Raw genomic sequence first — 22,096 nt, forward strand, 5'->3', positions numbered from 1 at the left:
GCTGCACCGAAGCTGCCAGGCACTCGCGCCCCGGTTTCCGGCACTCGCATGATTTTTCCGGCACTCCCGCGAAAGGCCCTGTTTCGGGGCCGGCGAACCAGCAGCTTTGAGACATCAATCACCCGCAACCATTTCAGCTCATGGACAAGCACAAACTCGCCCGCGACGTAAAATTCCTCAAAGCCTACGCCCTGGGTGCCACCCTGGTGCCGGTGGTGGCGCTACTTTGCGCTTTTGGTAAGCCCGATAAGCCCGTGCGCTTCGGCGAAATAACGGTGGAGCGTCTCAACCTGGTGGAGCGCGACGGCACTGTAAAGATGATTATGAGCAACAAGGAGCGGTTTCCACAAGGTGTCACCATCGACGGCAAGCACATCGACTACAAGCGCCCGCACCCCGGCATGCTGTTCTACAACGCGAAAGGCGAGGAGTGCGGCGGCCTCATTTTCGGGGGTGAGAAAGGCCCCGACGGCAAGACCTCGGCCGGTGGCCACTTCTCCCTCGACCGGTTCGGGCAGGATCAGGTTATTGCCCTCAACTACCAGGAGCAGGGTGGGGGCTATAAGGCGGGCCTCACCTTCAATGATGCGCCGGAGGAATCAATAACCGCGCTGGAGGAAAAATACAGGAACGCCACGCCCGCGGAAAAGCAGAAAGCGGTGCAGGAAGGTAAGCTGGGCTTATTGACGCGCATGTACGTGGGCACTACTGCCGGCCGCTCCTCGGCCATGATTATGGCCGACCAGCGCGGGGCCACCCGCATGATGATGGTGGCCAACACCGAGCAGTCGACCCTCGATTTTAAGGATAGCCAGGGCCGCACCCGCCTCACTATCGGCGTCGATAAAAACAACCAGCCCGTACTCCGCTTCCTCGACGAAAACGGAAAGGATGTTAAGCCAGTCGGGCAGTAAGCGCCAGGCTGTAAGCCAGTCCGTGATGCTGAGCATGTGGCGCATCGGGCCAGGGTCCGGAGGCGAAGTCGAAGCATCTCTGCCGCTGGCTAATCAATGCCGTTGCAACGAAGCGGAAGCCATGCTTCGGCAAGCAGATGCCAGATGAAGTAGGAAGGACTGTATTCTACTACCCAAAACGCCTGTAGCTTGCAGCCGCAATTCCTTCCTCATGCGCAAAAAGCCCTGGTTTTACCTGTTCGTTCTGGCACTGTCGGTCATGCTGGCGCTATACACGCGGCTGACCATGGCGGTAACGGCGGCGGAATTTTACCTGTTTCCGGATGCGCCTTTCTGGCTGTTTCTCGAAGCCCTGCTGGTGGTGTCTATACTCGACCGGCTGCACGCCCGCGCCACGCGCCGGAGCCAGGTCAGCGGCCGGGCCAGCTACTACTTTGGGCTGCTGTGGCGCGGGGCTTTGCTGTTTGTGGGCGGGCTGCAGCTGCTGAACGGTGCACTGGTGCTGACCGGCGTTGCGCACGGCGACTTCGGCAGCTGGTATTCTCTAGTCCGGAGTTTATCGGCGGATGGGTTTCTGTACCTGCTGGTGGGCAGTGTATACCTGCCGTTTCTGTATCAACAGCACGCGGGCCAGGTGCGGGTGGAGGTAGAACGGCTGGAGAAAGAAGCCACCCAGGCCCGCCTGCAAGCCCTGCAGCAGCACGTTGATCCGCACTTTCTGTTCAACAACCTCAATATCCTGGCGGCGCTCATCGAGCCGGCCAATACCGCCGCCCATGACTACGTGACCCACTTGGCCAGCCTCTACCGCTACCTAGTGCGCACCCGCCAGCAGGATGCCGTGCCCGTAGCCGAGGAGCTGGCTTTCCTGCGTGATTACCAGTTTTTGTTGCAGCGGCGCTTTGGGGCGGCCTACGTGTTTGAGGAAGACGTGCAGGTACCGGCTGAGGAGCTGCAGCATTTGCTGATTCCACCCGGAGTGGGGCAGGAGTTACTCACTAATGCCCTCAAGCATAATTTGGGCAGCCGCAGCCGGCCCCTGCATGTATGCCTTACCCTCACCGCCACCAGTCTGCAGGTGTACCACGCCCATCGGCCCCGTCCGGTGCCCGCCCCTGGCGAGGGCAGCGGCCTGACGGGCCTGCGTGCCCGTTTGGCTCTGCTCCATGATACGCCTGTGCGCGTCGATGCCACCCCCACGCAGTTCAGCGTCACGCTGCCGCTGGTGCGCCGCGCCCCGGTTTCGGCGTAAAACAGGAAAGAACGTGTTTTGCTGCTTTTACTTTTACGTTTTCTACCCAGTTCCATCATCCAATACGCCTAGCTTTTCACTACTCACTACTCACTACTCACCTATGCTGCGCCTGCTGCTGATTGAAGATGAGGAACCGGCCCTCGACCAGCTCCGCCGCTTCGCCCTGCAGTATGCCCCGGCGGCTACCATTGTGGGGGAATGTCAGCAGGTAAGTGAGGCGTTGGAATTCCTGCGCCAGCACCCCGCCCCCGACCTGATTCTGTCGGACATTGAACTGCTGGATGGCAACGTCTTCCAACTGTTCGGGCAGGTGGCCGTCAGCAGCCCCGTCATCTTTGTCACGGCCTACGACTCGTTTTTGGTGCAGGCTTTCGAGCAGAACGGTATTGCGTATGTGCTCAAACCGGTACAGTACGCGCAGTTTGCCGCCGCCATGCAGAAGTTCGAGCGGCTGCGGCAGTCGTTTCAGGGGGCTGCGCTGCAACAACTGGCCACTACGCTGAGCAGCGCGCCCATGTCGGCCTATAAGCAGCGGCTGGTAAGCAAAACCCGTCAGGGCCTCTACTTGCTCGATGTGGCCGACCTGCCCTACTTTCAGCTGCGCAACGGCGTCACGCACGCCCTCGATGCCCAGGGCCGCGCCTTTGTGCTCAATGAAACCCTCAGCCAGCTTGAAGCCCAACTCGACCCGGCTGACTTCTTTCGCCTTAACCGTACTGAAATCGTGCAGCTCAGCGCCATTGAGCGACTGGAGCCTTATTTCAACGATACGCTGGTGGTGCATTTGCGCAATCAGCCGGTGAGCCTTACGGCCAGCACCCACCGTACCCCCAGGCTGCGCCACTGGCTGGGCCTGAAGTAACAACCGGCTAGCACAGAAAAGCCCGCCATTCCTCAATAAGCAAGGAATGGCGGGCTCTGGGCGTTGCCGAAACGGCCAGCCAGGCCTACTCTTCGCGGTGAACGGTAGCGGGTGAGAAGGCTGGCACGCAGAGGGACCAGTACTCGCACTCAGCATCAAACGGGTTGGAGTAGCGCACCCGGGCCCCCGCTTTAATCAGCAACGACTCGCCCGCGCCCAACTCAATTACGTCGCCATCTACCTCAAACTGCTTGCGGCCGCGCACCACAATAGTTACCTCGTCAAACTCGGGGCGCTGGTGTGGTTCGCTCCATTGGGGTGGTGCCACCATGTGCGCTACACTGTACGCGCCAGTGCCGGTGCTGGCCTGCCCGATATGCTCTTCTATGAGTTTGCCATCTGTGGTGGGCACTATGAATGGGTTCTGCTGGCGGAAATAGCGTTTTTCTGACATGATACAATGGTGGGTGCAGGGTGGAAAAGATTAGCTGCGCGCCTATTGGCCCGCACAGGCTCCCTGAGTGAATTTGGTAACGCCGGCGTTGGTAGCCTGACAGGCGTTGCCGTACGTTTTGCCGTCGCAGCCGCACACGGGCGCGTATTCCATGGTACACATGGCGTCCTTCCGGATTTTGCTGGTATCAATACAATCGGAAGTGGGAGCGGTTTCGCGCTGACAGGCGGCCAGCAACAGCGGCAGAGCCAGCAGAGAAAGGAATTTCTTCATGAGATGCGAAAGAAAGGCGGATACTGAGGCAAAATACGGTAGTCGTGCCCAGCCGGCCAGTATGGGTAGAATATTTTTGAACGCTAATTTTTACTTTGCCGCAAAACCCCGGCCGCGTGGCTTCGTATAGTTGCCCATATCCGACATCCGGCTATGCCAGCGCACAAAGCGGGCAGGCTCTGCTTCGGCAGCCTGGGGCGTCGCTACTCTTGCAAATCCTATTTTCAACCCTTTCTCTCCCCTACAGATCATGTCGTATCACGAAGAAGACAACTCCGGTAAAATTCTCCTCGCTGCTTTGGCTGGTGCTGGCGCTGGCATCATTGCCGGTCTGCTGATGGCTCCCGACAAAGGCAAGGCTACCCGCGATAAAATCGGCACGGCCGCTACCAAATACAGCGGCCAGCTGGGCGAGCAGCTTTCCAAATATGGTGAAGACCTCGACTCGAAGTTCAAAGGCTACATCGAAAAGCTGGAAGACCTGGGCCTGACCGGTGCCGGCTCTAAGCTGAAACTCCAGGGTGACTGGGATACTGCCAAGGGCAAGCTGAAGCAGCAGTATGCGCAGCTCACTGATGAGGATCTGGAGTATGCCGAAGGCAAAGGTGATGAGCTGGTAGGCCGCCTGCAGAACAAGCTGGGCAAAGCCAAAGGCGAAATCGTAAAAATGCTGAACGACCTGTAAGCCGTTTCAGTCACTGAAAACGCCGCCCCTTCCGAAGAAGGGGCGGCGTTTTTTATTAACCTCCGGGGGCTGGCCTGCGTTATAAACTACCCGGTCCGAAACCGGTGGCTTCATCCTGTCATTCAATCCTTACTCCTATGCAAAACGACACGAAAGGCAAAGTCATTCTCTCTTTGCTGGTTGGTGCCACGGCCGGTGTGGTGGCTGGCCTACTGCTGGCTCCCGAAACCGGCGACGAAACCCGCACAGGCCTCAAGAAATCGGCATCAAAACTCGGTGACGACCTCAATAAACTACTGAAGGAAGGCAAATCCCGGCTGGCATCCCTGAAAGACCAGGCCCCCGCCGACTCCGAGCAGCACTCCACCGACCGCACCACGGCCGATGATCTGCTGAGTTCCATGAATCAGCCCATTGACCACCAGCAGGACCTGACTGAGGAAGGTGATTCTGACTACGATGGGATAGGGGGCGATACCCGCCATTTTCCGGGATATAAAGCCTAAAAAAAATAGTTATGCGTAACCTTCTGCCTTGTATGTCGTTAGAAAATATACAATCGGCTTGAAAGAAGATTGGAGAAGTTACGGTGAGCAAAATTGCCGACCGTGGACGTTCTGGCAGGATATGGTCAAACAACCCGCCAGTAAAATCACACGCTGTCCATCGCACATTTCTTCTGTACACCCCAATCGGAAGGGTAAGCCAGTTGTTTTGATAGGAAAGCCTCCCGCACTGTATTTAGCGGGGGGCTTTCTTTTTTAGAAAAACCCCATAGTTGTTTACAACCTGTTAGCTATCAGCAGCGTAACAAAAAGTAGTAACCAGCCTTTCAGGCTGTTCAGTCCAGACCGGGAGCGAGAAATTGCTGATCATAGCTTTTGTTCCGTACTATTCCAACAGTCGGTCGGAGGCAGGTAGTTAGTAACTTTCAGTAAGCCTCTTTCCCGCACGTTCTGTCCATTTGGCAAGGCTTGGTAAAAGAAAAGCCTCCTGCTCATTCAGCAGGAGGCTTTTTGATATATTGGCTGACCAACCGGCCAAAACTACGCTTCTGGTTTTGGGGCGTTTTCCGATTTAGTATTTTCCGGCTTCATCTGCGGGAAGAAAAGCACATCCTGAATGGAGTTGGAGTTGGTCATAATCATGCTCAGACGGTCAATACCGATGCCCAGGCCGGCAGTGGGCGGCATACCGTACTCCAGCGCGCGCAGGAAGTCTTCATCCAGCACCATGGCCTCTGTATCACCACGCTTGCCCAGTTCCAACTGATCCTCGAAGCGCTGCCGCTGGTCGATGGGGTCGTTTAGCTCGGAGAAGGCATTGCAGATTTCCTTGCCGTTGCAGATGGCCTCGAACCGCTCCACCAAGCCCGGCTTGCTGCGGTGCTTCTTGGCCAGCGGCGACATTTCCACCGGATAGTCGGTGATGAACGTGGGCTGAATCAGCTTCGGCTCCACATGCTCTCCAAAAATTTCGTCGATGATTTTGGCTTTGCCCATGCTTGGGTCGAGGCCAACTTTCAGTTCCTTAGCAGCGGCGCGCAGTTCATCCTCACTCTTGCCATCAATGTTGAAGCCTGTAAAGTGCTCAATGGACTCGGCCATCGTGAAGCGTTTCCAGGGCCGTTGAAAGTTGATGAGATTTTCGCCCACCTGCACCTCGGTTTTGCCGTGCAGGGCCAGCGCAACTTTCTCCACCATTTCTTCCACCAAGTCCATCATCCAGTAGTAGTCCTTGTACGCCACGTACAGCTCCATCTGGGTGAACTCGGGATTGTGGAAGCGGCTCATGCCCTCGTTGCGGAAGTCCTTGCTGAACTCGTACACCCCATCAAAACCGCCCACGATGAGGCGTTTCAGGTACAGCTCGTTGGCAATGCGCAGATACAGCGTCATGTCCAGCGTGTTGTGGTGCGTTTTGAAGGGGCGGGCGGCGGCCCCACCGTACAAGGGCTGCAGGATGGGGGTTTCCACCTCCAGGTACCCCTTGTCGTTGAGGTAATTGCGCATAGCCTGCACCAGCTGGGTCCGCTTGATGAACGCCTCCCGGACGTGGGGGTTCACCACTAAGTCCACGTACCGCTGGCGGTAGCGCTGCTCAGGGTCGGAGAAGGCGTCGTAGGTTGTTTTCTCGCCGGTGGCCTCGTCAGTGCGCTCTTTCACCACGGGTAAAGGGCGCAGGCTCTTGCTGAGCACCGTGAGTCCGGTTACATGGATGGAGGTTTCTCCCACCATTGTGTTGAACACATGGCCTTTCACACCCACAAAATCCCCAAGGTCCAGGAGTTTCTTGAATACGGTGTTGTACAGTTCCTTGTCTTCACCGGGGCAGATTTCGTCGCGGTTGATGTAGAGCTGAATCCGGCCCGAAGCATCCTGCAACTCCGCAAACGACGCCTTGCCCTTCACCCGGATGGACATCAGGCGACCTGCCAGACTCACGTCCTGGAAGTTGTTGAGCTCGGGGTGGTAGTTATCCTTGATTTCCTGGGCGTAGAAGCTCACGTCGAACAGCTCCGAAGGGTAGGGCTCGATGCCGAGCTTCTGTAGCTCTTCCAGTTTGTTCCGACGGATTATCTCCTGTTCGCTGAGGTGCTGCATATGGCGAGGGGTAACGGGCCCCACTCGGGGCCGGACAAATCAAGCTGCAAAAATAATCAGGGATTCAGACGGATTTTCCGGATTGCCCGAATTAAATCACGGACCTAGTCGGATTCATCGGATTTATTTCCTGTGGCTCACCCACACAGGTAGCAGTTTGCGGGAATTGTCACAAGCAAAAAGTGCCAGCCCACAGGGCCGGCACTTACGTGTATATGAAGTCGGGAAGAAAAGAAACAGAGCAGAAAAGATCCGTTAAATCTGTGATTTAAGCGGCCATGCGCAACATGGGCGCATCATCGCGCAGGGTGGGGGCAACCCGAGTGCGCAGGCGTTCTTCCACAAAGGAGTTCTGCAAATGCCGGGGCAGTTCAGCCACCAGTTGTTGGTAACGCTCCAGCCCCATGGCCTTTGCCACGTAGGTTTCGTGGATGCCGTTGAGGTAGCTCACAATATTGAGCAGAGAATCGTGGAACAGCTTGAAGTCAATATCTGCCTCCACGAAACGCTCGATTTCCCGGCTGGTTTGGGAAATACGCAGGCGGCCCAGCAAATCAAAAATAGTCGTATAGCCCAGACGCCAGGTAATCTGCTGCCAGTGCGCCGTTGTCCATTTATCCAGCACTTTGCCGGTCTTCTGGCTGCGCAGGGCCGTATTCGGATTACTCTGCACCTGCAGGCGGGTAGCCTGCGCCTTGATCTTGCGGGTAGTGCGCAGAAACTGACCAATCTGGGCCTGTGCATCCAACTCCTTACCCGCAATGTGCAGCCCGGCCTTGTAGCCGGCCAGCGGCAGACGATGGATGCTGAAGTCGCCATGTGCTCCGGCCGCATAAAACGAAACCGGGCGCGGATACGCATTGCGCACCACCAGCCGGCCCACCTCCCGCCGAATCAACGAAGGGTTGGTGCTACGTACCCCGGCGGTGTACAGGAAGGCCTGCAAGCCAGCCAGGATAGCGTGATAAGCCTGCGGGAACGTCCAGTGCAGCGCGTTACGCAGGTAATCCTCATCGCCTAGCTCGGCGGTAGAGCGCAACGCATACTCTGTACTCCAGCAGGAGTGGAGCAGCTTGGTAACGGCCTGGATCTCCGTGTCGGTCAGCTCTGCCTGATGCGCCCGAAAAAACGGCAGGTGCTGCAGGCCGCCCATAGCGTCATTGGCTTCCTGAATGTGGTAATTAATGGCGAAGAAGTAGTTGAGAAACACCTGGGCGGGAATAGACTTGCGCCAGGTTTCCTCAGCTTGTTTCTGCTCCTCCGTAATCAGCGGAATGATGGGGGTTTCCATGTTCATCGTCGTCATGCTTTATAAACCAAGATACTAAGTATTTGGTTCTTGTTTGCTAAAAATATTGTCATTGATTTTTTGGCTGCAAAATGACGCTTTTGAGCTTAAAACGATGGTTTTTGCTAGCTGTGAAAAGCGTATTAAGTAAAAAAAAGCGGGCTATAATTAGCTTCGGAAAGAACCAAAAAAAAGCCTCTGCACATAGTGCAGAGGCTTCCATAACGGTATCTCCCTTACGAAGAAGGAGAAGGCTAGATCTGGTCTTTGAGTACAGCTACAGCTTCTCGCAGGGTGATGTCCTTTTTCAGGGGTTTCACAAAGCGCGAAGTGCGGTTTACCTTGATGGTGTCACTACCCAGCTGGCGCAGATCAAAGGCCAAAGGAGCAATGGTCATCGGCTGGGCCGCGTTCTGAATAGCTTCATACTTGTCAGCTTCAGTTTTTGCCTGCACCTGCTCAGTGCGGTAGTTTGCCAACTTCAATGACACTTTCGTATCGTCCTTGCGCTTGACCATACGCTGTACCATATCCGACAACTGCTTAAAGCTGGGGCTGGCGTTTACGCGGGCCGTGCTGGCCTGGCGGAGCTTGTCGATGGCAGGCGCGCCGTTCCAAGAGCGGTACTTGGCTGGTGTGATTTCATCCCACTTCAGCGGATAATCAGTTTCCTTCTCGCCCTGGTCGAGGTAGCTATACGCGTCGGGCAGAATGATATCCGGAATTACACCTTTGAACTGCGTAGAGCCACCGTTGATGCGGTAAAACTTCTGGGTAGTCAATTTCAGTGAACCAAAAGGTTTGATGGCATTGAATTCGGCGGGCATTGCATCATCTAGATCGAAAATGCGCTGTACCGTGCCTTTGCCATACGTGCTGGCCGAACCCATGATTACGCCGCGCTTGTAGTCCTGAATAGCTGCCGCCAGAATCTCGGAAGCCGATGCGCTGTACTTGTTCACCAGAATAACCAAGGGGCCACCGTACTGAACGCGCGGGTCCCGGTCATTGAGGATGGTAGCTGCACCCTGGCCGCCACGCACCTGCACTACCGGACCGCTGTCAATGAACAAACCGGCCATTTCCACAGCGTCCTGCAACGAGCCGCCGCCATTGAAGCGTAGATCAAGTACCACGCCCTGTACATTCTCCTGCTTCAATTTTTCTAACTCCTTCTTCACGTCAGCGGCCGAGCTACGGCCACCATTGTCGTTAAAGTCGGCGTAGAAATTAGGCAGCTTGATATAGCCCAGCTTCTTGCCGTTTTCATTGATGGTAGCCGACTGAGCGTAGGTTTCTTCGATAACCACCACGTCGCGGATGATGGGAATAACCTTGGTGCTGTTATCCGGCTTACGAACGGTAAGACGTACTTCCGTGCCCTTCTTGCCTCGGATCAGACCAATGGCCTTATCCAGACGCCAGCCTTCCACTGAAACCGGCTCCTCAGCTCCCTGAGCCACCCGAATAATGGCGTCGCCGGCTTTCAGGCCTCCCTGACGGTACGATGCTGAACCCGGAACAATGTCAGCTACTTTGATCTGACCATCCTTCTCCTGCAACGTTGCGCCAATGCCTTCGAATCGGCCAGTCATGGCAATATCGAAGTTGTCTTTGTCGCGGGGAGCAAAATATTCAGTGTGAGGGTCGTAAGTGTTAGCAATGACGTTGGCATACGTGGCCAGCCGGTCATTGGCATCTGTTTGCGAGAGGTCTTTGAAGTAGTCATCAAAGTATTTCAGCACCCGCTTGCGGGCTTCTGCTTCCATCTGTGCCGGCGTACGCGTGGGCTCGGAAGTAGTGGCAGCCGAAGGCGTGGCTGTAGTGGAAGCCAGCGGCTTGTCCTTTTTCTTCGTCTGTTCGTCCATCATTTCCGAAACGCGTACCAGCGTCTGGTACTTCAGAAACTTGCGCCACTCTTCGCGTTGCGCGGCGGCATTGGCGGCAAACGTAGCCTTATCCGGCTCCGTTTCGAAGGTTTCTTCGGTCGTGAAATCGAAAGGCTGGGCCAGGATTTCGCGGTACAAGCCCTGCACGTCTTTCACGCGCTGGCTCATGATGAGTGTGCTCTTGTCCAGAAATTCATGGGTGCCGCGCTGCACCTCATCATCAATTTCCTTCTGGTACTGGCTAAGCTGGGCTACATCCGTCTGAAGCAGGAATTTCTTGCTGCCATCCAGCCGCTTGAGATATAAATCAAATACGCGTTTCGAGAAGGCGTCATCAATACGCTCCGGCTGGTAGTGAGCAGCACTTAGGCCCTGCAACATGGCCTTAATAAGCACTTCGTCCTTCTGCGGAGAGTTGCCGTCGTTGCGCCGGTACAGCTTGTAAGAAGCCAGCACAAACACCGCCAGCAACACCGAGGCATATAAGCCTATTTTGAGTCGGGGGGAAGACATGAACTAACGGGGGTGAAAATGAAGAAAAGTCAGGTGGCAGACAGCAGCCCATCCAATGGCCTACGCACGTTGTGAGCTACCGGTTGTACCACTCAACGCAGATATCAGCCTAATAAGTGCCCTTCACGTAGTGGCGGTTACACTGATGAAGGGGTGAAAATGCGACTAAGGGTTGCACCGATATTCTGACTGCCTACTCGTGAATATAAGGGTTCAGCAAATAACCACCCAAAAATGAATTAGCGGTGAGCAATATTGTCTTCGACAACAAAAAAAGGCTCTTCCTGCGAGAGGAAGAGCCTTTTTTTAGAAGGGCCTGACTACTTGACTAGTAGCGACGAACTTTGTCACCGCTGTGGCGACGGAACTCGTCTTCGAAATAACGAGCATCATCTTCGTTGCGCGGACGCACGCCCATTACAATGTTGCCGTTCTTCACGTCAGTCTCGTATTCAGCGGCGTGCTCCTCAGGAATACCCGAACCTACCAGAGCACCTACTAAGCCACCCGTGAGGCCACCGGCACCGGCACCAGCCAGAGCAGCAGCAATAGGGCCGGCAATGATCAGACCCAAGCCTGGCAGTGCTACCGAAGTACCGATGGCAGCAATAGCACCGATAATGGCACCAGCCGTACCGCCAATGGCCGAACCTACGCCAGCACCTTCCATGGCTTTATCGCCGAGGTCTGTGTCAGGTGTGTTGTCGCCAAAATGACGGTCACGCGTCTCATTCGACATCAGCAGGTTCACATCGTCCTTGCTGTAGCCCCGTGAGGAAAGCGACTCATAGGCACGCTCGGCGCTGGCACGGTCACGGAAAGTGGCCGTGGCGTAATTGTTGCCTGAACCATACGTCTCGTTGTTGCCGGTTACAGCACGGGCGGCGTCGCCAGCCGTGTTCTGAACAGCATCAACACCAGCACCTACTGCGGCACCTACCGAACCAGCTACTGCAGCACCCTTCTGGGTTGCGCTATGGTCATGGTGCGGGTTAGAATCGGTAGAAGCACTGAGGGAAGAATCACCGCTAGTGGCATTGCCCATGTTGCCGCTGGATGTAGTATTAGCACCTGTGCCGTAGCCGGTACCAGCCGAACCGGTACCGTAGTTAGCGCCTGAACCAGTACCTGAATTAGTGGGGTTAATCGAATCGTTGTTCATGGGGTGGGGGATTAATGAATGAGTAGGAGAGAGTTACCCAACCGGCAATTTGGAAAGGAAAGCCGGGGTAGGTTTCGATGGTGCTTAACGCAGCCGCCGAAAACGGGGTTGCGGAAAAAATATCGACCCTTCCTCCCTCTAGTACTCATTATGCCCTTTTTAGAGCCCTGAACGCGGTTTTTGCTTACGCAAATTTTTCGAAATTACCATCATTCTGCCAGAACGCCCGGCATTCCCGACGCATATTTTTTAGAAAATCTTCCTGTTGCTTCAACTCACGCCATTCACCCAGGCCCAGCCGTTCGCACAGCTTATAGAAGTTGTCGCCCTGGCCCTTGGATCCTTCCACTTTTACCAGGCAGCTCAAAATTGGTCGGCCAGCCTGATACTCATTCTCAGAAATTTCGGCGAGGATTTCATTAAGCCGGGATTTTTCGTGGGAAATATCCAGATTGAGGCCAAGCTCAGCCTCCTGAACTAGGTTTAGGTAGCTGGTAGTGCCTACCTGAGTGCGGGAAAAACGAATTAAATGGCTGCGTACTCGGCCGGTCATGGGCGGGAATAATGGGAGGAAACAAAAGCGGAATGTAGCAAAAAAAGCCCGTCGTACCGGGGCTAAAACCGGCGCGACGGGCAACGGCAGCCAAAAACTGTGCCGTTCAACTATATAGGCTATTGAATTTTATCTAAGATCGAGCTTTTCGGCGGCTCATTTCCTTCTGAATCAGCATAAACTCCCGGCTGGTCTGGCCGGCAATGGCGGTGTTTTCATCGGCCCGCCGCAACAGGTAAGGCATAACCGCCTCTACCGGTCCGTAAGGCACGTACTTGGCCGTGTTGTAACCGGCGTTAGCCAAGTTGTAGCTCAGGTTGTCGCTCATGCCATAGAGCTGGGCAAACCAGATACGAGGGTCGCCGGGACGCAGGCTGTGTTCCTGCATCAGCTCGGTGAGCAGCAACGAGCTGGCTTCATTGTGCGTGCCGGCGCAGATGCTGATGCGGTCAGCGTGCTGCACGCAGTAACGGAGCGCTTGGTTATACAAGTCGTCAGTAGCTTTTTTGGTGGAATTGATGGGGTTCTCACGGCCCTGCTGTGCAGCTACCCGACCTTCTTTTTCCATGTATGCCCCGCGCACCAGCTTCCCACCCAGGTAGTAACCACCGGCCACGGCATCTGCCTGCGCCTTCTTGAGCGCCTCCAGCCGGTCGTGCCGATATAGCTGATACGTGTTCCAGACGATGGCTGACTCCCGGTTGTAGCGCTGCATCATCTCATAGGCCAGTTGGTCGATGGTATCCTGAAACCAGCTTTCCTCCGCATCTACAAATACTCGTACCCCGTGCTGATGGGCCCGGGCACAGATGGCATTTATGCGCTTCTTGGTCTTTTCGAAGCTGCTCTGCTCGGCAGGCGTTAGGGCTTTGCCGGCTTGCACCTTCTCCAGAATAGCGGCGTCGCCAACGCCGGTGACTTTAAATACGGAGAAAGGAATGTGCTGGGAGCGATGCGCCAAGTCAATGGTTGCCAATAACTCGGTAGTAGTCGCATCGAAGCTCTTGTCGTTGCCTTCGCCTTCCACTGAGTAGTCGAGGATAGTGCCGATATGGTAACGCCCCAGTTCCTGAATGACCGGCAGACATTCCTGAATGGTTTCACCGCCGCAGAACTGCTCGAAAATGGATTTCCGGATAAGAAACTTGGTGCCGGGAAGATGCCACTTCAGCGCGGCTTTCATGAGGCCGCCTCCGGTTTTTACCAGAGAGCTGTTGTTCATGGCCGCAAACAGGGCGTACATCTTGCGCAGCTCGCCATCCGACTTGGACGCAAAGGCTACGGCAGTATCATCGAAGGAAATGGGTGGGGCTTGCGTTACAGGCATGGGTGGTAGCGTTGAACGGCAACGCGGGTGGTACGCTGCCGGTGCAAAGATAACCGGTAAACAGTGCGTACAGGCAGATGGTTGCCGCAAGCTTTTCGCGCTGATTCAAGCTAACTCCCCCACTATATTATATCTGTATTCCAAGCCTAATTCTTGCGGGGCGAACTGCCTGTTTACCAATATGCAACTTATCGCAGGCTAGTGTCGAAACTGTTGGGTTTCAACACTAGCCTGCGGTAAGTTGCTTGGATACGCTGTGCGTTAGTAAGGTTTGTGGTCGGGCAACTGAGCCGATACCTCTGGAACTACCCGGGTATAGGTATGCGCCAGCAGCTTGCCGTTGGTGTCCTGAAGCTGAAGCTTATTGCCCGCAACGGAGTAATATTGGTTGTTCTGGTAGCCGCGGTAGATGATAAGGTGTTTGGATTGCTTACCGAATCCTCCCAACTCGCGCCGGACCGAAAAAGCGGCTGCACTGATCAAGGTGCCATCCTGATAGAACCGGGCCCGGCCCCGACGGTCAAACTCCACTACTACCCGATGGCCGGTGTTATCAGGAGTTAATAAGCGCTGACTTTGGGCGGCAGTCTGCTGCCATTCCCAGCGGCCCACCAGGCCTTCTTCAAAAGTGGGCAGTGCGTCCTTGCTACAGGATGTAATAAGACTGCCCACGGCAAGAAAGCTTGTGACGAATAAGCCACGAACAAAAGATTTCATAACTGAATAGAAAGTAAGTTGCGTTTTCATGAGCGGAATCAGACCATGATAGTTGCATCAAAGCAAGCTATTTTTGTCTGATTTCTTGCAACCGTTGGTCGAAAACTTTTAATAAAACTCATTTAATTTTGAATGATACCTTGTTCATCGGAGCGGATGCTCTGCCGGCATTAGCTGAATTAGTGGCTGGTAGAGCAGTAAGCCAGGTTTTCGTCCTCGTTGATGCCAATACCAGCCGGCAGTGCCTGCCAGTAGTGGCGGCTCTACTGCCGGCTGGCTACCACCTCATCGAAATTGCGGCCGGGGAAGAGTACAAAACGCTGGCTTCGTGCGAAGTGCTTTGGGCGGCTCTCACGGAGCAGTCGGCTGACCGCCATACGCTGCTGGTGAACCTGGGGGGCGGGGTGGTCACCGACCTGGGTGGTTTTGCGGCGGCTGTGTACAAGCGCGGCATCCGGTTTGTGCAGGTGCCTACCACGCTGCTGGCGCAGGTAGATGCCAGCGTGGGTGGCAAAACCGGCATCGATTTTATGGGCTTTAAAAACCAGTTGGGCGTATTTCAGGAGCCTACGGCCGTGTGTATTGAGCCTCGGTTTCTGCAGACGCTCGACCCGCGCCAGCTCAAATCGGGCTACGCGGAAGTGGTAAAGCACTGGCTAATTGCCGACGCGGAGGCTTTTAGCCGTAACCGCTACGTAGGCGTGCTGGGAATTGAGGACTGGATCCCGATCATTGAGGAGTCAGTAGCGCTGAAGAAGCGCATTGTGGCGCAGGACCCGCTGGAAAGCGGTTTGCGTAAGCTGCTCAACTTTGGGCATACCGTAGGCCACGCGCTAGAAAGCTACCTGCTACAACAGCCGGGCCGTGAGATTCTGCATGGGGAGGCCGTGGCCGCTGGTATGGTGTGCGAGGCTTGGCTGAGCCAACAGAAGGGCCTGCTGAGCGCCGAGGAACTGGATAACATCGAAACTTTCTTGTTCTCTGTATTTGAGAAAGTGCAGTTCGTGAGCTTGGAAACCGAAGCCATTGCGCAATTTGCCCTCCAAGACAAGAAAAACTCAGGCTCCATCATCAATTGCACGCTGCTGGAAGGCATCGGGCGCGGGGTGTACGACCAGCCGGTTACGCCGGCCGAAATTGCTGAGTCGTTGCGGTACTACCACCGCCTGTAGGTTGGCTGCGTGCCGGAATATTCACTTGTATCACTCGGGAGCACGGCTTCGGCTTGGCTCTGTAAGGCTTCTTCGTCATCAACTCTTCTCTGACTCTTACTTGGTCTACGGGCCAGCTTAGGGGTACGGCCCAGGTGCCGGCCTCTAAAAGTGAAAGCAACCGCGCCCTCATCATCCGTGCCCTGGCCGGTGGGGGGGAGCTGGATAACCTTTCCGATGCCAACGATACGCAGCTCATGCAGCGGCTGCTGGCCGATCCGACCGCGCCGGTATTCGACGCCGAGGATGCTGGTACCGTCATGCGCTTCCTGACGGCCTACCTGGCCATGACCGGTCGCCAGACTGAGCTGACTGGCACCGCTCGCATGCAGGAGCGCCCCATTAAGGTGCTGGCCGATGCGCTGCAGGAACTGGGTGCCCGCATCGAGTACCTGAACCAGGAAGGCTACCCGCCGCTGCGCCTGCTGGGCCGCACGCCCCAGCCGGCTATGGAGGAAGCCGATTTTACGGAGCTGAAAGTACGCGGTGACATTAGCAGCCAGTACATTTCGGCCCTGCTGATGGTGGGGCCTACGTTGCCTCATGGCCTGCGCATCTGGTTGACCGGTAAGGTAGGCTCGCGTCCGTATATCCGGATGACGCTGGCCCTGATGCAGCATTTCGGGGCTCAGTGCCGGGATTTGGGCGAAGTGCTGGAAGTCCGCCCGCAGGCCTATGAGCCCACCAATTACACGGTGGAAGGCGACTGGTCGGCGGCCAGCTATTGGTATGCTATGGTGGCGCTGGCCCCGGCCGGCTCGCACCTCACGCTGCCGACGCTGCGCCGCTACTCCTGGCAGGGCGACCAAGCCATTGTGGCCATTATGGCCCAACTGGGCGTGCACACTGAGTTTCTGGCTGATGAAACCCTGCGCCTGACCAAGCGCACGCCTACCGCCTCGCTCACCCAGGATTTCACCGACTGCCCCGATCTGGCCCAGACGGTGGCCGTAATAGCCGCCGCCCTGGGCGTGCCTGCCACCATGACCGGCCTGGAAAGCCTGCGCATCAAGGAAACCGACCGGATTGCCGCGCTGCAGGCGGAACTGGCTAAGTTTGGCGGCAGCCTGACCGACGAGGGCGAGGGCGTTTTTCGGGTAAGCTCGCAGGATTTCCACGTCAGCGGCCAGACGGTGGCCACCTATCATGACCATCGGATGGCTATGGCCTTTGCCCCCCTGGCTTTGCTGGGACCTCTCACCATTGAGGCCCCGCAGGTAGTGCGCAAGTCGTACCCGCAGTTTTGGCGGGAACTGGAGAAAATCGGGTTCGTGACTGACCCCGCCCCGGCTCCGGTGTTCTGAGTAGAGTTACCAGCAGCGCGCTGTTCTAGCAACTGCGTGCTGCTGGCAGAGTACGGAGAAAGTCCGTTGTTGTCTGGATTATACTATTAGCGCTGAACGATATGCGTATGATTTTCTTGGGGGTAATAGGCTTGCTGGGAGCGAATTACTGTGCCTATGCCCAGGAGCAAGTTTCGTATGTGCGTTCCGCCACTGAGCAAGCTGAACCGATATACTTACTTAATTCTACAATTATCATCAATGGCCTGTTCGCCGATTTTTCGCCGAATGACATTCAGGGAATTGAGGTATACAAGCCCTCGATGCGCACCGATGATAGTACTCTACTGCCTTGGCAAGTAAGTTTGGGAACTGGGGTACTAATTATTAACTCAAAGCGGCGAGTGGCTGCAGAATCTTTATCACAGTTGGCACGGCGGATGAAAATCTCTGGTCCGTTGCAGTTCGCCATTAACGGCCATTGGTTAAGTTCAGAAGCAACAAGTAATCTGCGCATAACCCCAGCGGCAATTGCGCAACTGCACATCATTCTCCCAACAGCCATTCAATCGGCAACGGTGGTTGATATCTGGCTAAAGCGGATGCCCAAGAAGGATCATCCGCCGGGCTCTATTTTTATTCGTTAACGGTCAGTGCAAAGCCTTCCTGCTCCCGCAACTGCCGGAAGTACTCGGCCGAGTGACGCAGGCGGCTGCCGTACCAACTGAACAGCTCCCCGTCAACGATGCGAATCTCGGCCGCGGGGCAGATTTCCCGGAACTCGTTTATGTGTTTTTCACCAAAAGGGTAGGGCTCTGAGGACAGCAGGATATGGCGGGGCGCAGCCTGTTGCAACTGCTCGGGCGTTATTTCGGGGTAGCGGCCCATGTTTCTGAACACATTGCGGAAGCCGGCCTGGGCCAGCATATCATCAATGAACGTGCCGCCGGCTGCCACCATATAAGGCTTACGCCAGATAAAGTACGCAGCAGGCACGGGTTCCGCCACCGACGGCAGCGCCGCGAAGGAACCGGCAATTTCAGTGCTCAGAGCTTCAGCGGCGTCCTTGCGGCCAGTAAGCAGACCCACTCGCCGGATCATACCCAGTGAATCGGCCAGGGTGCTGATGTCACTCATCCAGACGGGGTACTTCTCCGTTAGCTGCTCGATGCCAGCCTGATAGTTTTCCTCCTTGTTGCCGATGATAAGGTCGGGCCGGAGAGCCTCAATCTTCTCGAAATCGAAGTTTTTAGTACCCCCAATTACTGTGGCCGACTGGCGGGCTTCCGCCGGGTGGATACAGAATTTGGTAACGCCCACCACCCGCTTGCCCAGTCCCAGGTCAAACAGCAACTCCGTCTGTGAAGGCACCAATGACACAATGCGCTGCGGCGGGAACGGCACAGCTACTCGCCGGTCCATCTGGTCGGTTACGGTGAGCGGAAGGAAAGGTAGGGGAGGTTGCATCTGGGAAAAGAAGAGCGTCATGTTGAGCGAAGCCGAAGCATCTCTACCGCTTCGTTGTAACAGATAAGTTACTTAACGGTAAAGATGCTTCGGCTTCGCTCAACATGACGCTCTACGCCACGGTTTACGCGTTTGATTTACTTGAAATACCGAAAATCGTGCTTGTCCTCGATGCGCAGCAGGGTCTCGTAGATGAGCTGGATAACGCTCTGCACGTCGTCTTTGTGCACGGTTTCCACGGTGGTGTGCATGTACTTAAGGGGCAGCGAAATCAGGGCCGAGGCCACGCCCGAGTGGGAGTAGGCAAAGGCGTCGGTGTCGGTGCCGGTGGCGCGGGTGGCGGCGGCCCGCTGGAAGGGAATCTCGGCACTCTGGGCCGTTTCAATGATGAGCTCCCGCAGGTTGTTCTGCACGGCCGGACCGTAGGTAATTACGGGGCCTTTGCCACAGAACAGGTCGCCGGAGGTCTTTTTCTCATACATCGGCGACTGGGTATCGTGAATTACGTCCGTCACGATGGCCACATCGGGCTTGATGTGGTGGGCAATCATCTCCGCGCCCCGCAGCCCGATTTCCTCTTGCACCGCATTCACGATATAAAGGCCGAAAGGCAGTTTCTTCTTCTCCTCCTTCAGCATGCGGGCTACCTCGGCAATCATGAAGCCTCCGATGCGGTTATCAAGCGCCCGGCCCACGTAGAAGCGGTCATTGAGCACCGTGAATTCGTCCTCGAACGTCACCACCGAGCCCACATGAATGCCCATCTGCTCCACTTCTTCCTTGGAGGAAGCGCCGCAGTCCAGGAATACAGTTTCGATGGTAGGGGCTTTGTCCTGCTCCACTTTGCGCACGTGAATGGCCGGCCAACCAAATACGGCTTTCACAATACCCTTCTTGGTGTGAATGTTTACCCGCTTGCTGGGAGCCACCAGAGGGTCGGAGCCGCCGTTTTTGCGCAGGTACAGGAAACCTGATTCCGTGATGAAGTTCACGAAGTAGCTGATTTCGTCGGCGTGGGCCTCAATCACCACCTTGTATTCGGCCTCGGGGTTGACGATGCCCACCACCGTGCCGTAGGTATCCACGAAGTATTCGTCGATGTACGGTTTCAGGTAGTCGAGCCAGAGTTTCTGGCCTTCCATCTCGAAGCCGGTGGGAGAGGGGTTATTGAGGTATTTCTGGAGGAAGTCGAAGCTTTCTGGACGCATGAGTTGAAGAATCAAAAGATAAAATACAAACGCCGGGCCTGATGGTTTAATTGACCGCCACCCGCTGCGGTGCGTGCCAAGCCATCGGAATATCCGCTTCCAAGCCCCGCGCACCGGCCACCCGGCCCTCGAAGCGGCCTTCCTGCCTGAAACCCAACTGCTCGTATAGGGCAATGGCACGGGTGTTGCTTTCCCGCACCAGCAACTCTACCCGATGCACCTGCGGAAATTGAGCCTGAATCCGGGTGAGTAGCTCAATAAACAGTCGTCGCCCCAGCCCTTGGCCTTGCGCGGCGGGCGCAATGGCCACTGTCAGATCGCCGAGGACGTGGGCGAAAATCCGTAAGCCCGCCTGATAGACGTGGATTTCCGCCACCAGTTCGCCCGCCTGTTCGGCCACCAGTCCGATACCTTGGCTCACGCTCCGCGTCAGAAAGTGCTGGACATATTCCTCTGTCATCTCATCTGGCTGCCGGGCCAGCCCGCCACTCTCCGCTGACACGCGCTGGTACAGCCGCCGAATGGCGGGCGCATCCTGCAGCGTAGACGAACGAATGGTGATAGACATAGCGCGGTACTTACAGGGGAATGTTGCCGTGCTTTTTACGGGGCAGCGTGTCCACTTTATTTTCCAGCATCTTGAAGGCGCGGATCAGCTTCTGGCGCGTCTGGGAGGGCAAAATCACCTCGTCCACGAAGCCCCGGTGGGCGGCGCGGTAGGGTGTGGCGAACTTCTGCTGGTACTCGTCTACTTTCTCCTGGAGCTTGGCGGTAGGGTCTTCGGCGGCGGCAATTTCGCGCTTGAAGATGATTTCAGCCGCGCCTTTGGCACCCATTACGGCAATTTCGGCCGTGGGCCAGGCGTAGTTCATATCGGCCCCGATGTGCTTGCTGTTCATCACATCATAGGCTCCGCCGTAGGCCTTGCGGGTAATGACAGTGATGCGTGGCACGGTGGCTTCGCAGAAGGCATAGAGCAGCTTGGCCCCGTTGGTGATGATGCCGCGCCATTCCTGGTCGGTGCCGGGCAGGAAGCCGGGCACGTCCTCCAGCACCAGCAGCGGAATGTTAAACGAGTCGCAGAACCGTACGAACCGGGCGGCCTTGGTGCTGGCGTTGATGTCGAGTACGCCGGCCAGCACGGCCGGCTGGTTGCCCACAATACCAATGCTGCGGCCTCCCAGACGGGCAAAGCCTACCACGATGTTTTCGGCGAAGTTTTGATGCACCTCTAGGAAGGAACCAGCGTCGATGATGCCGTCAATCACTTCCCGCATGTCGTAGGGCTGGTTGGGATTGTCGGGGATGATGGTGTCCAGAATGGCCCGGCTTTCATCCTGGCCGGCCTCATAGGGTACCATGGGAGCGGTTTCCTCGCAGTTCTGGGGCATGTAGCTCAGCAGCTGCTTGAGGTGGTTGATGCAGGCCACCTCGTTGGCGCACGAAAAGTGCGTGACGCCGCTCTTGGCCGAGTGGGTGCTGGCCCCGCCCAGCTCCTCGCTGGTCACGTTTTCGTGGGTGACGGTTTTCACCACGTTGGGCCCGGTCACGAACATATAGCTCGTGTCCTCCACCATCAGAATAAAGTCGGTGATGGCCGGCGAGTACACCGCGCCGCCCGCGCACGGCCCCATAATGGCCGAGAGCTGCGGTACTACGCCCGAGGCCAACGTGTTTTTGTAGAAGATATCGGCGTAGCCGCCGAGGCTCACCACGCCTTCCTGAATCCGGGCCCCGCCCGAGTCGTTCAGGCCCAGAACGGGCGCGCCGTTCTTCATGGCGAGGTCCATGATCTTCACGATTTTCTCGGCGTGGGTTTCGCTTAAAGAGCCGCCAAACACCGTGAAATCCTGCGAAAACGCGTACACCAGCCGGCCGTTCACGGTGCCGTAGCCCGTTATCACGCCGTCGCCGAGGTAGTACTCCTTGTCCAGCCCGAAATCCTTGGAGCGGTGCATTACAAACTTGCCGATTTCCTCAAACGAGCCCTCATCAAACAGCAAATCAATTCGCTCCCGGGCGGTGAGCTTGCCTTTCTTATGCTGGGCATCAATGCGGGCCTGGCCGCCGCCGAGCAGGGCCTCCTCATTTTTGCGGGCGAGAATTTCGGTTTTGCTTAGTTGGGCGTCAGCGTGCGGATCAGACATCGTGGGGTGGGAAGGTCAGGGTAGCTACTTGGGAACAGGTTCAAAGGTAACGTACGGGTAAAGAAAAGCCGCACCAGAATTCTGGTGCAGCTGGGTACTATAAAGAAGGTTAGTCGCTTCCTTCATAGGTAACCTGCCCCGTGCTGCGTTCAATACTCAAGAAGCTGTGTTTCCCATAAGGGGCTTCCAGTTTCTTAGAAGTGAGCTTGAGGTAACGAACGGTTTAATGAACTGTCGTCAATCGACATTCACTGGAAGCGTTGACTCGCCATATAACTTTGTTAT

21 protein-coding genes are annotated in these 22,096 nt (G+C 56.1%); 8 read left to right on the forward strand and 13 right to left on the reverse strand.

The annotated features are described in order from the left end of the window. Window positions 1–140 precede the first annotated feature (140 nt). The 3 genes from HSW_RS22545 (at window position 141) to HSW_RS05800 (ending at window position 3,031) form a co-directional block, all read left to right on the forward strand. Complete coding sequence (locus tag HSW_RS22545) at window positions 141–914, forward strand: hypothetical protein (RefSeq protein ID WP_052346150.1); 774 nt, start codon at window positions 141–143, stop codon at window positions 912–914. A gap of 211 nt (window positions 915–1,125) precedes the next feature. Next, entirely contained in the window at window positions 1,126–2,166 is a 1,041-nt protein-coding gene (locus HSW_RS05795) for a sensor histidine kinase (RefSeq protein WP_044001200.1), read from the forward strand. 103 nt (window positions 2,167–2,269) lie between these two features. Beyond that, complete coding sequence (locus HSW_RS05800) at window positions 2,270–3,031, forward strand: LytR/AlgR family response regulator transcription factor (protein ID WP_044001201.1); 762 nt, start codon at window positions 2,270–2,272, stop codon at window positions 3,029–3,031. An 85-nt stretch (window positions 3,032–3,116) separates the two neighbouring features. Here HSW_RS05800 and HSW_RS05805 read toward each other — a convergent pair whose 3' ends face one another. Next, window positions 3,117–3,485, reverse strand: a complete 369-nt coding sequence (locus HSW_RS05805; RefSeq protein WP_044001202.1) for a cupin domain-containing protein — start codon at window positions 3,483–3,485, stop codon at window positions 3,117–3,119. Between the two features lie 42 nt (window positions 3,486–3,527). Then, on the reverse strand, window positions 3,528–3,758 hold the full coding sequence (locus tag HSW_RS05810) for a Kazal-type serine protease inhibitor family protein (protein ID WP_044001203.1): 231 nt from the start codon (window positions 3,756–3,758) through the stop codon (window positions 3,528–3,530). Window positions 3,759–4,008: 250 nt separating this feature from the next. Between HSW_RS05810 and HSW_RS25065 the strand changes: the two genes are divergently transcribed. Continuing rightward, window positions 4,009–4,443 carry a CsbD family protein gene (locus tag HSW_RS25065; RefSeq protein WP_071883067.1) on the forward strand — a complete coding sequence of 145 codons (435 nt, stop codon included), beginning with the start codon at window positions 4,009–4,011 and terminating at the stop codon, window positions 4,441–4,443. 137 nt (window positions 4,444–4,580) lie between these two features. Beyond that, window positions 4,581–4,949 carry a YtxH domain-containing protein gene (locus HSW_RS05820; RefSeq protein ID WP_044001204.1) on the forward strand — a complete coding sequence of 123 codons (369 nt, stop codon included), beginning with the start codon at window positions 4,581–4,583 and terminating at the stop codon, window positions 4,947–4,949. Window positions 4,950–5,489: 540 nt separating this feature from the next. On the opposite strand, the gene lysS is transcribed toward HSW_RS05820, so the two are convergent. From lysS to HSW_RS05855, 7 genes are all read right to left on the reverse strand, one after another. Continuing rightward, window positions 5,490–7,046 carry a lysine--tRNA ligase gene (lysS, locus tag HSW_RS05825; RefSeq protein WP_044001205.1) on the reverse strand — a complete coding sequence of 519 codons (1,557 nt, stop codon included), beginning with the start codon at window positions 7,044–7,046 and terminating at the stop codon, window positions 5,490–5,492. Window positions 7,047–7,314: 268 nt separating this feature from the next. Continuing rightward, window positions 7,315–8,352: a hypothetical protein gene (locus HSW_RS05830; RefSeq protein WP_231501358.1), complete on the reverse strand. Its 1,038-nt coding sequence runs from the start codon at window positions 8,350–8,352 to the stop codon at window positions 7,315–7,317. Window positions 8,353–8,588: 236 nt separating this feature from the next. After that, complete coding sequence (locus HSW_RS05835) at window positions 8,589–10,736, reverse strand: carboxy terminal-processing peptidase (protein WP_052346151.1); 2,148 nt, start codon at window positions 10,734–10,736, stop codon at window positions 8,589–8,591. 328 nt (window positions 10,737–11,064) lie between these two features. Further along, the gene (locus HSW_RS25070; RefSeq protein WP_316931413.1) at window positions 11,065–11,898 is read right to left on the reverse strand and encodes a hypothetical protein; all 834 of its coding nucleotides are present in this window, start codon (window positions 11,896–11,898) and stop codon (window positions 11,065–11,067) included. A 184-nt stretch (window positions 11,899–12,082) separates the two neighbouring features. Next, window positions 12,083–12,451, reverse strand: a complete 369-nt coding sequence (locus tag HSW_RS05845; protein ID WP_044001206.1) for a hypothetical protein — start codon at window positions 12,449–12,451, stop codon at window positions 12,083–12,085. Between the two features lie 133 nt (window positions 12,452–12,584). Next, window positions 12,585–13,778, reverse strand: a complete 1,194-nt coding sequence (locus HSW_RS05850; RefSeq protein ID WP_044001207.1) for a proline dehydrogenase family protein — start codon at window positions 13,776–13,778, stop codon at window positions 12,585–12,587. 261 nt (window positions 13,779–14,039) lie between these two features. Beyond that, window positions 14,040–14,495: a hypothetical protein gene (locus HSW_RS05855; protein ID WP_197031950.1), complete on the reverse strand. Its 456-nt coding sequence runs from the start codon at window positions 14,493–14,495 to the stop codon at window positions 14,040–14,042. Between the two features lie 128 nt (window positions 14,496–14,623). Between HSW_RS05855 and aroB the strand changes: the two genes are divergently transcribed. The 3 genes from aroB to HSW_RS05870 all read left to right on the forward strand — a co-directional run bounded on the left by aroB (window position 14,624) and on the right by HSW_RS05870 (window position 17,636). Next, window positions 14,624–15,667 (forward strand): 3-dehydroquinate synthase, encoded by a 1,044-nt coding sequence (aroB, locus tag HSW_RS05860; protein WP_231501359.1) that lies wholly within the window; start codon window positions 14,624–14,626, stop codon window positions 15,665–15,667. A gap of 134 nt (window positions 15,668–15,801) precedes the next feature. Next, a complete protein-coding gene (locus HSW_RS05865; protein ID WP_231501360.1) occupies window positions 15,802–17,010 on the forward strand; it encodes a 3-phosphoshikimate 1-carboxyvinyltransferase in 1,209 nt (402 codons plus the stop codon). Window positions 17,011–17,111: 101 nt separating this feature from the next. After that, the gene (locus HSW_RS05870) at window positions 17,112–17,636 is read left to right on the forward strand and encodes a hypothetical protein (protein ID WP_044001210.1); all 525 of its coding nucleotides are present in this window, start codon (window positions 17,112–17,114) and stop codon (window positions 17,634–17,636) included. Here HSW_RS05870 and HSW_RS05875 read toward each other — a convergent pair. The 4 genes from HSW_RS05875 to HSW_RS05890 form a co-directional block, all read right to left on the reverse strand. Continuing rightward, a complete protein-coding gene (locus HSW_RS05875) occupies window positions 17,626–18,456 on the reverse strand; it encodes an ABC transporter substrate-binding protein (protein WP_052346782.1) in 831 nt (276 codons plus the stop codon). The genes HSW_RS05870 and HSW_RS05875 overlap by 11 nt on opposite strands. Window positions 18,457–18,593: 137 nt before the next feature. After that, window positions 18,594–19,664 carry a M42 family metallopeptidase gene (locus HSW_RS05880; RefSeq protein WP_044001211.1) on the reverse strand — a complete coding sequence of 357 codons (1,071 nt, stop codon included), beginning with the start codon at window positions 19,662–19,664 and terminating at the stop codon, window positions 18,594–18,596. Between the two features lie 46 nt (window positions 19,665–19,710). Beyond that, window positions 19,711–20,232 carry a GNAT family N-acetyltransferase gene (locus tag HSW_RS05885; protein WP_044001212.1) on the reverse strand — a complete coding sequence of 174 codons (522 nt, stop codon included), beginning with the start codon at window positions 20,230–20,232 and terminating at the stop codon, window positions 19,711–19,713. Window positions 20,233–20,242: 10 nt separating this feature from the next. Further along, window positions 20,243–21,811, reverse strand: coding sequence for an acyl-CoA carboxylase subunit beta (locus HSW_RS05890; protein WP_044001213.1), 1,569 nt, complete (start codon window positions 21,809–21,811; stop codon window positions 20,243–20,245). Between the last annotated feature and the right edge of the window lie 285 nt (window positions 21,812–22,096).

This window comes from Hymenobacter swuensis DY53 (genome assembly GCF_000576555.1).
GTDB classification, from domain to species: domain Bacteria; phylum Bacteroidota; class Bacteroidia; order Cytophagales; family Hymenobacteraceae; genus Hymenobacter; species Hymenobacter swuensis.

Bases quoted from the DNA above. Each gene is read 5' to 3' on its own strand.
- HSW_RS05830 (WP_231501358.1), bottom strand. From the start codon at position 8,352: ATGACGACGATGAACATGGAAACCCCCATCATTCCGCTGATTACGGAG.
- HSW_RS05890 (WP_044001213.1), bottom strand. From the start codon at position 21,811: ATGTCTGATCCGCACGCTGACGCCCAACTAAGCAAAACCGAAATTCTC.
- HSW_RS05855 (WP_197031950.1), bottom strand. From the start codon at position 14,495: ATGAAATCTTTTGTTCGTGGCTTATTCGTCACAAGCTTTCTTGCCGTG.
- lysS (WP_044001205.1), bottom strand. From the start codon at position 7,046: ATGCAGCACCTCAGCGAACAGGAGATAATCCGTCGGAACAAACTGGAA.
- HSW_RS05850 (WP_044001207.1), bottom strand. From the start codon at position 13,778: ATGCCTGTAACGCAAGCCCCACCCATTTCCTTCGATGATACTGCCGTA.
- HSW_RS05795 (WP_044001200.1), top strand. From the start codon at position 1,126: ATGCGCAAAAAGCCCTGGTTTTACCTGTTCGTTCTGGCACTGTCGGTC.
- HSW_RS05845 (WP_044001206.1), bottom strand. From the start codon at position 12,451: ATGACCGGCCGAGTACGCAGCCATTTAATTCGTTTTTCCCGCACTCAG.
- HSW_RS05800 (WP_044001201.1), top strand. From the start codon at position 2,270: ATGCTGCGCCTGCTGCTGATTGAAGATGAGGAACCGGCCCTCGACCAG.
- HSW_RS22545 (WP_052346150.1), top strand. From the start codon at position 141: ATGGACAAGCACAAACTCGCCCGCGACGTAAAATTCCTCAAAGCCTAC.
- HSW_RS25065 (WP_071883067.1), top strand. From the start codon at position 4,009: ATGTCGTATCACGAAGAAGACAACTCCGGTAAAATTCTCCTCGCTGCT.
- HSW_RS05805 (WP_044001202.1), bottom strand. From the start codon at position 3,485: ATGTCAGAAAAACGCTATTTCCGCCAGCAGAACCCATTCATAGTGCCC.
- HSW_RS05875 (WP_052346782.1), bottom strand. From the start codon at position 18,456: ATGCAACCTCCCCTACCTTTCCTTCCGCTCACCGTAACCGACCAGATG.
- HSW_RS05835 (WP_052346151.1), bottom strand. From the start codon at position 10,736: ATGTCTTCCCCCCGACTCAAAATAGGCTTATATGCCTCGGTGTTGCTG.
- HSW_RS05870 (WP_044001210.1), top strand. From the start codon at position 17,112: ATGCGTATGATTTTCTTGGGGGTAATAGGCTTGCTGGGAGCGAATTAC.
- HSW_RS25070 (WP_316931413.1), bottom strand. From the start codon at position 11,898: ATGAACAACGATTCGATTAACCCCACTAATTCAGGTACTGGTTCAGGC.
- HSW_RS05885 (WP_044001212.1), bottom strand. From the start codon at position 20,232: ATGTCTATCACCATTCGTTCGTCTACGCTGCAGGATGCGCCCGCCATT.
- HSW_RS05820 (WP_044001204.1), top strand. From the start codon at position 4,581: ATGCAAAACGACACGAAAGGCAAAGTCATTCTCTCTTTGCTGGTTGGT.
- HSW_RS05880 (WP_044001211.1), bottom strand. From the start codon at position 19,664: ATGCGTCCAGAAAGCTTCGACTTCCTCCAGAAATACCTCAATAACCCC.
- HSW_RS05810 (WP_044001203.1), bottom strand. From the start codon at position 3,758: ATGAAGAAATTCCTTTCTCTGCTGGCTCTGCCGCTGTTGCTGGCCGCC.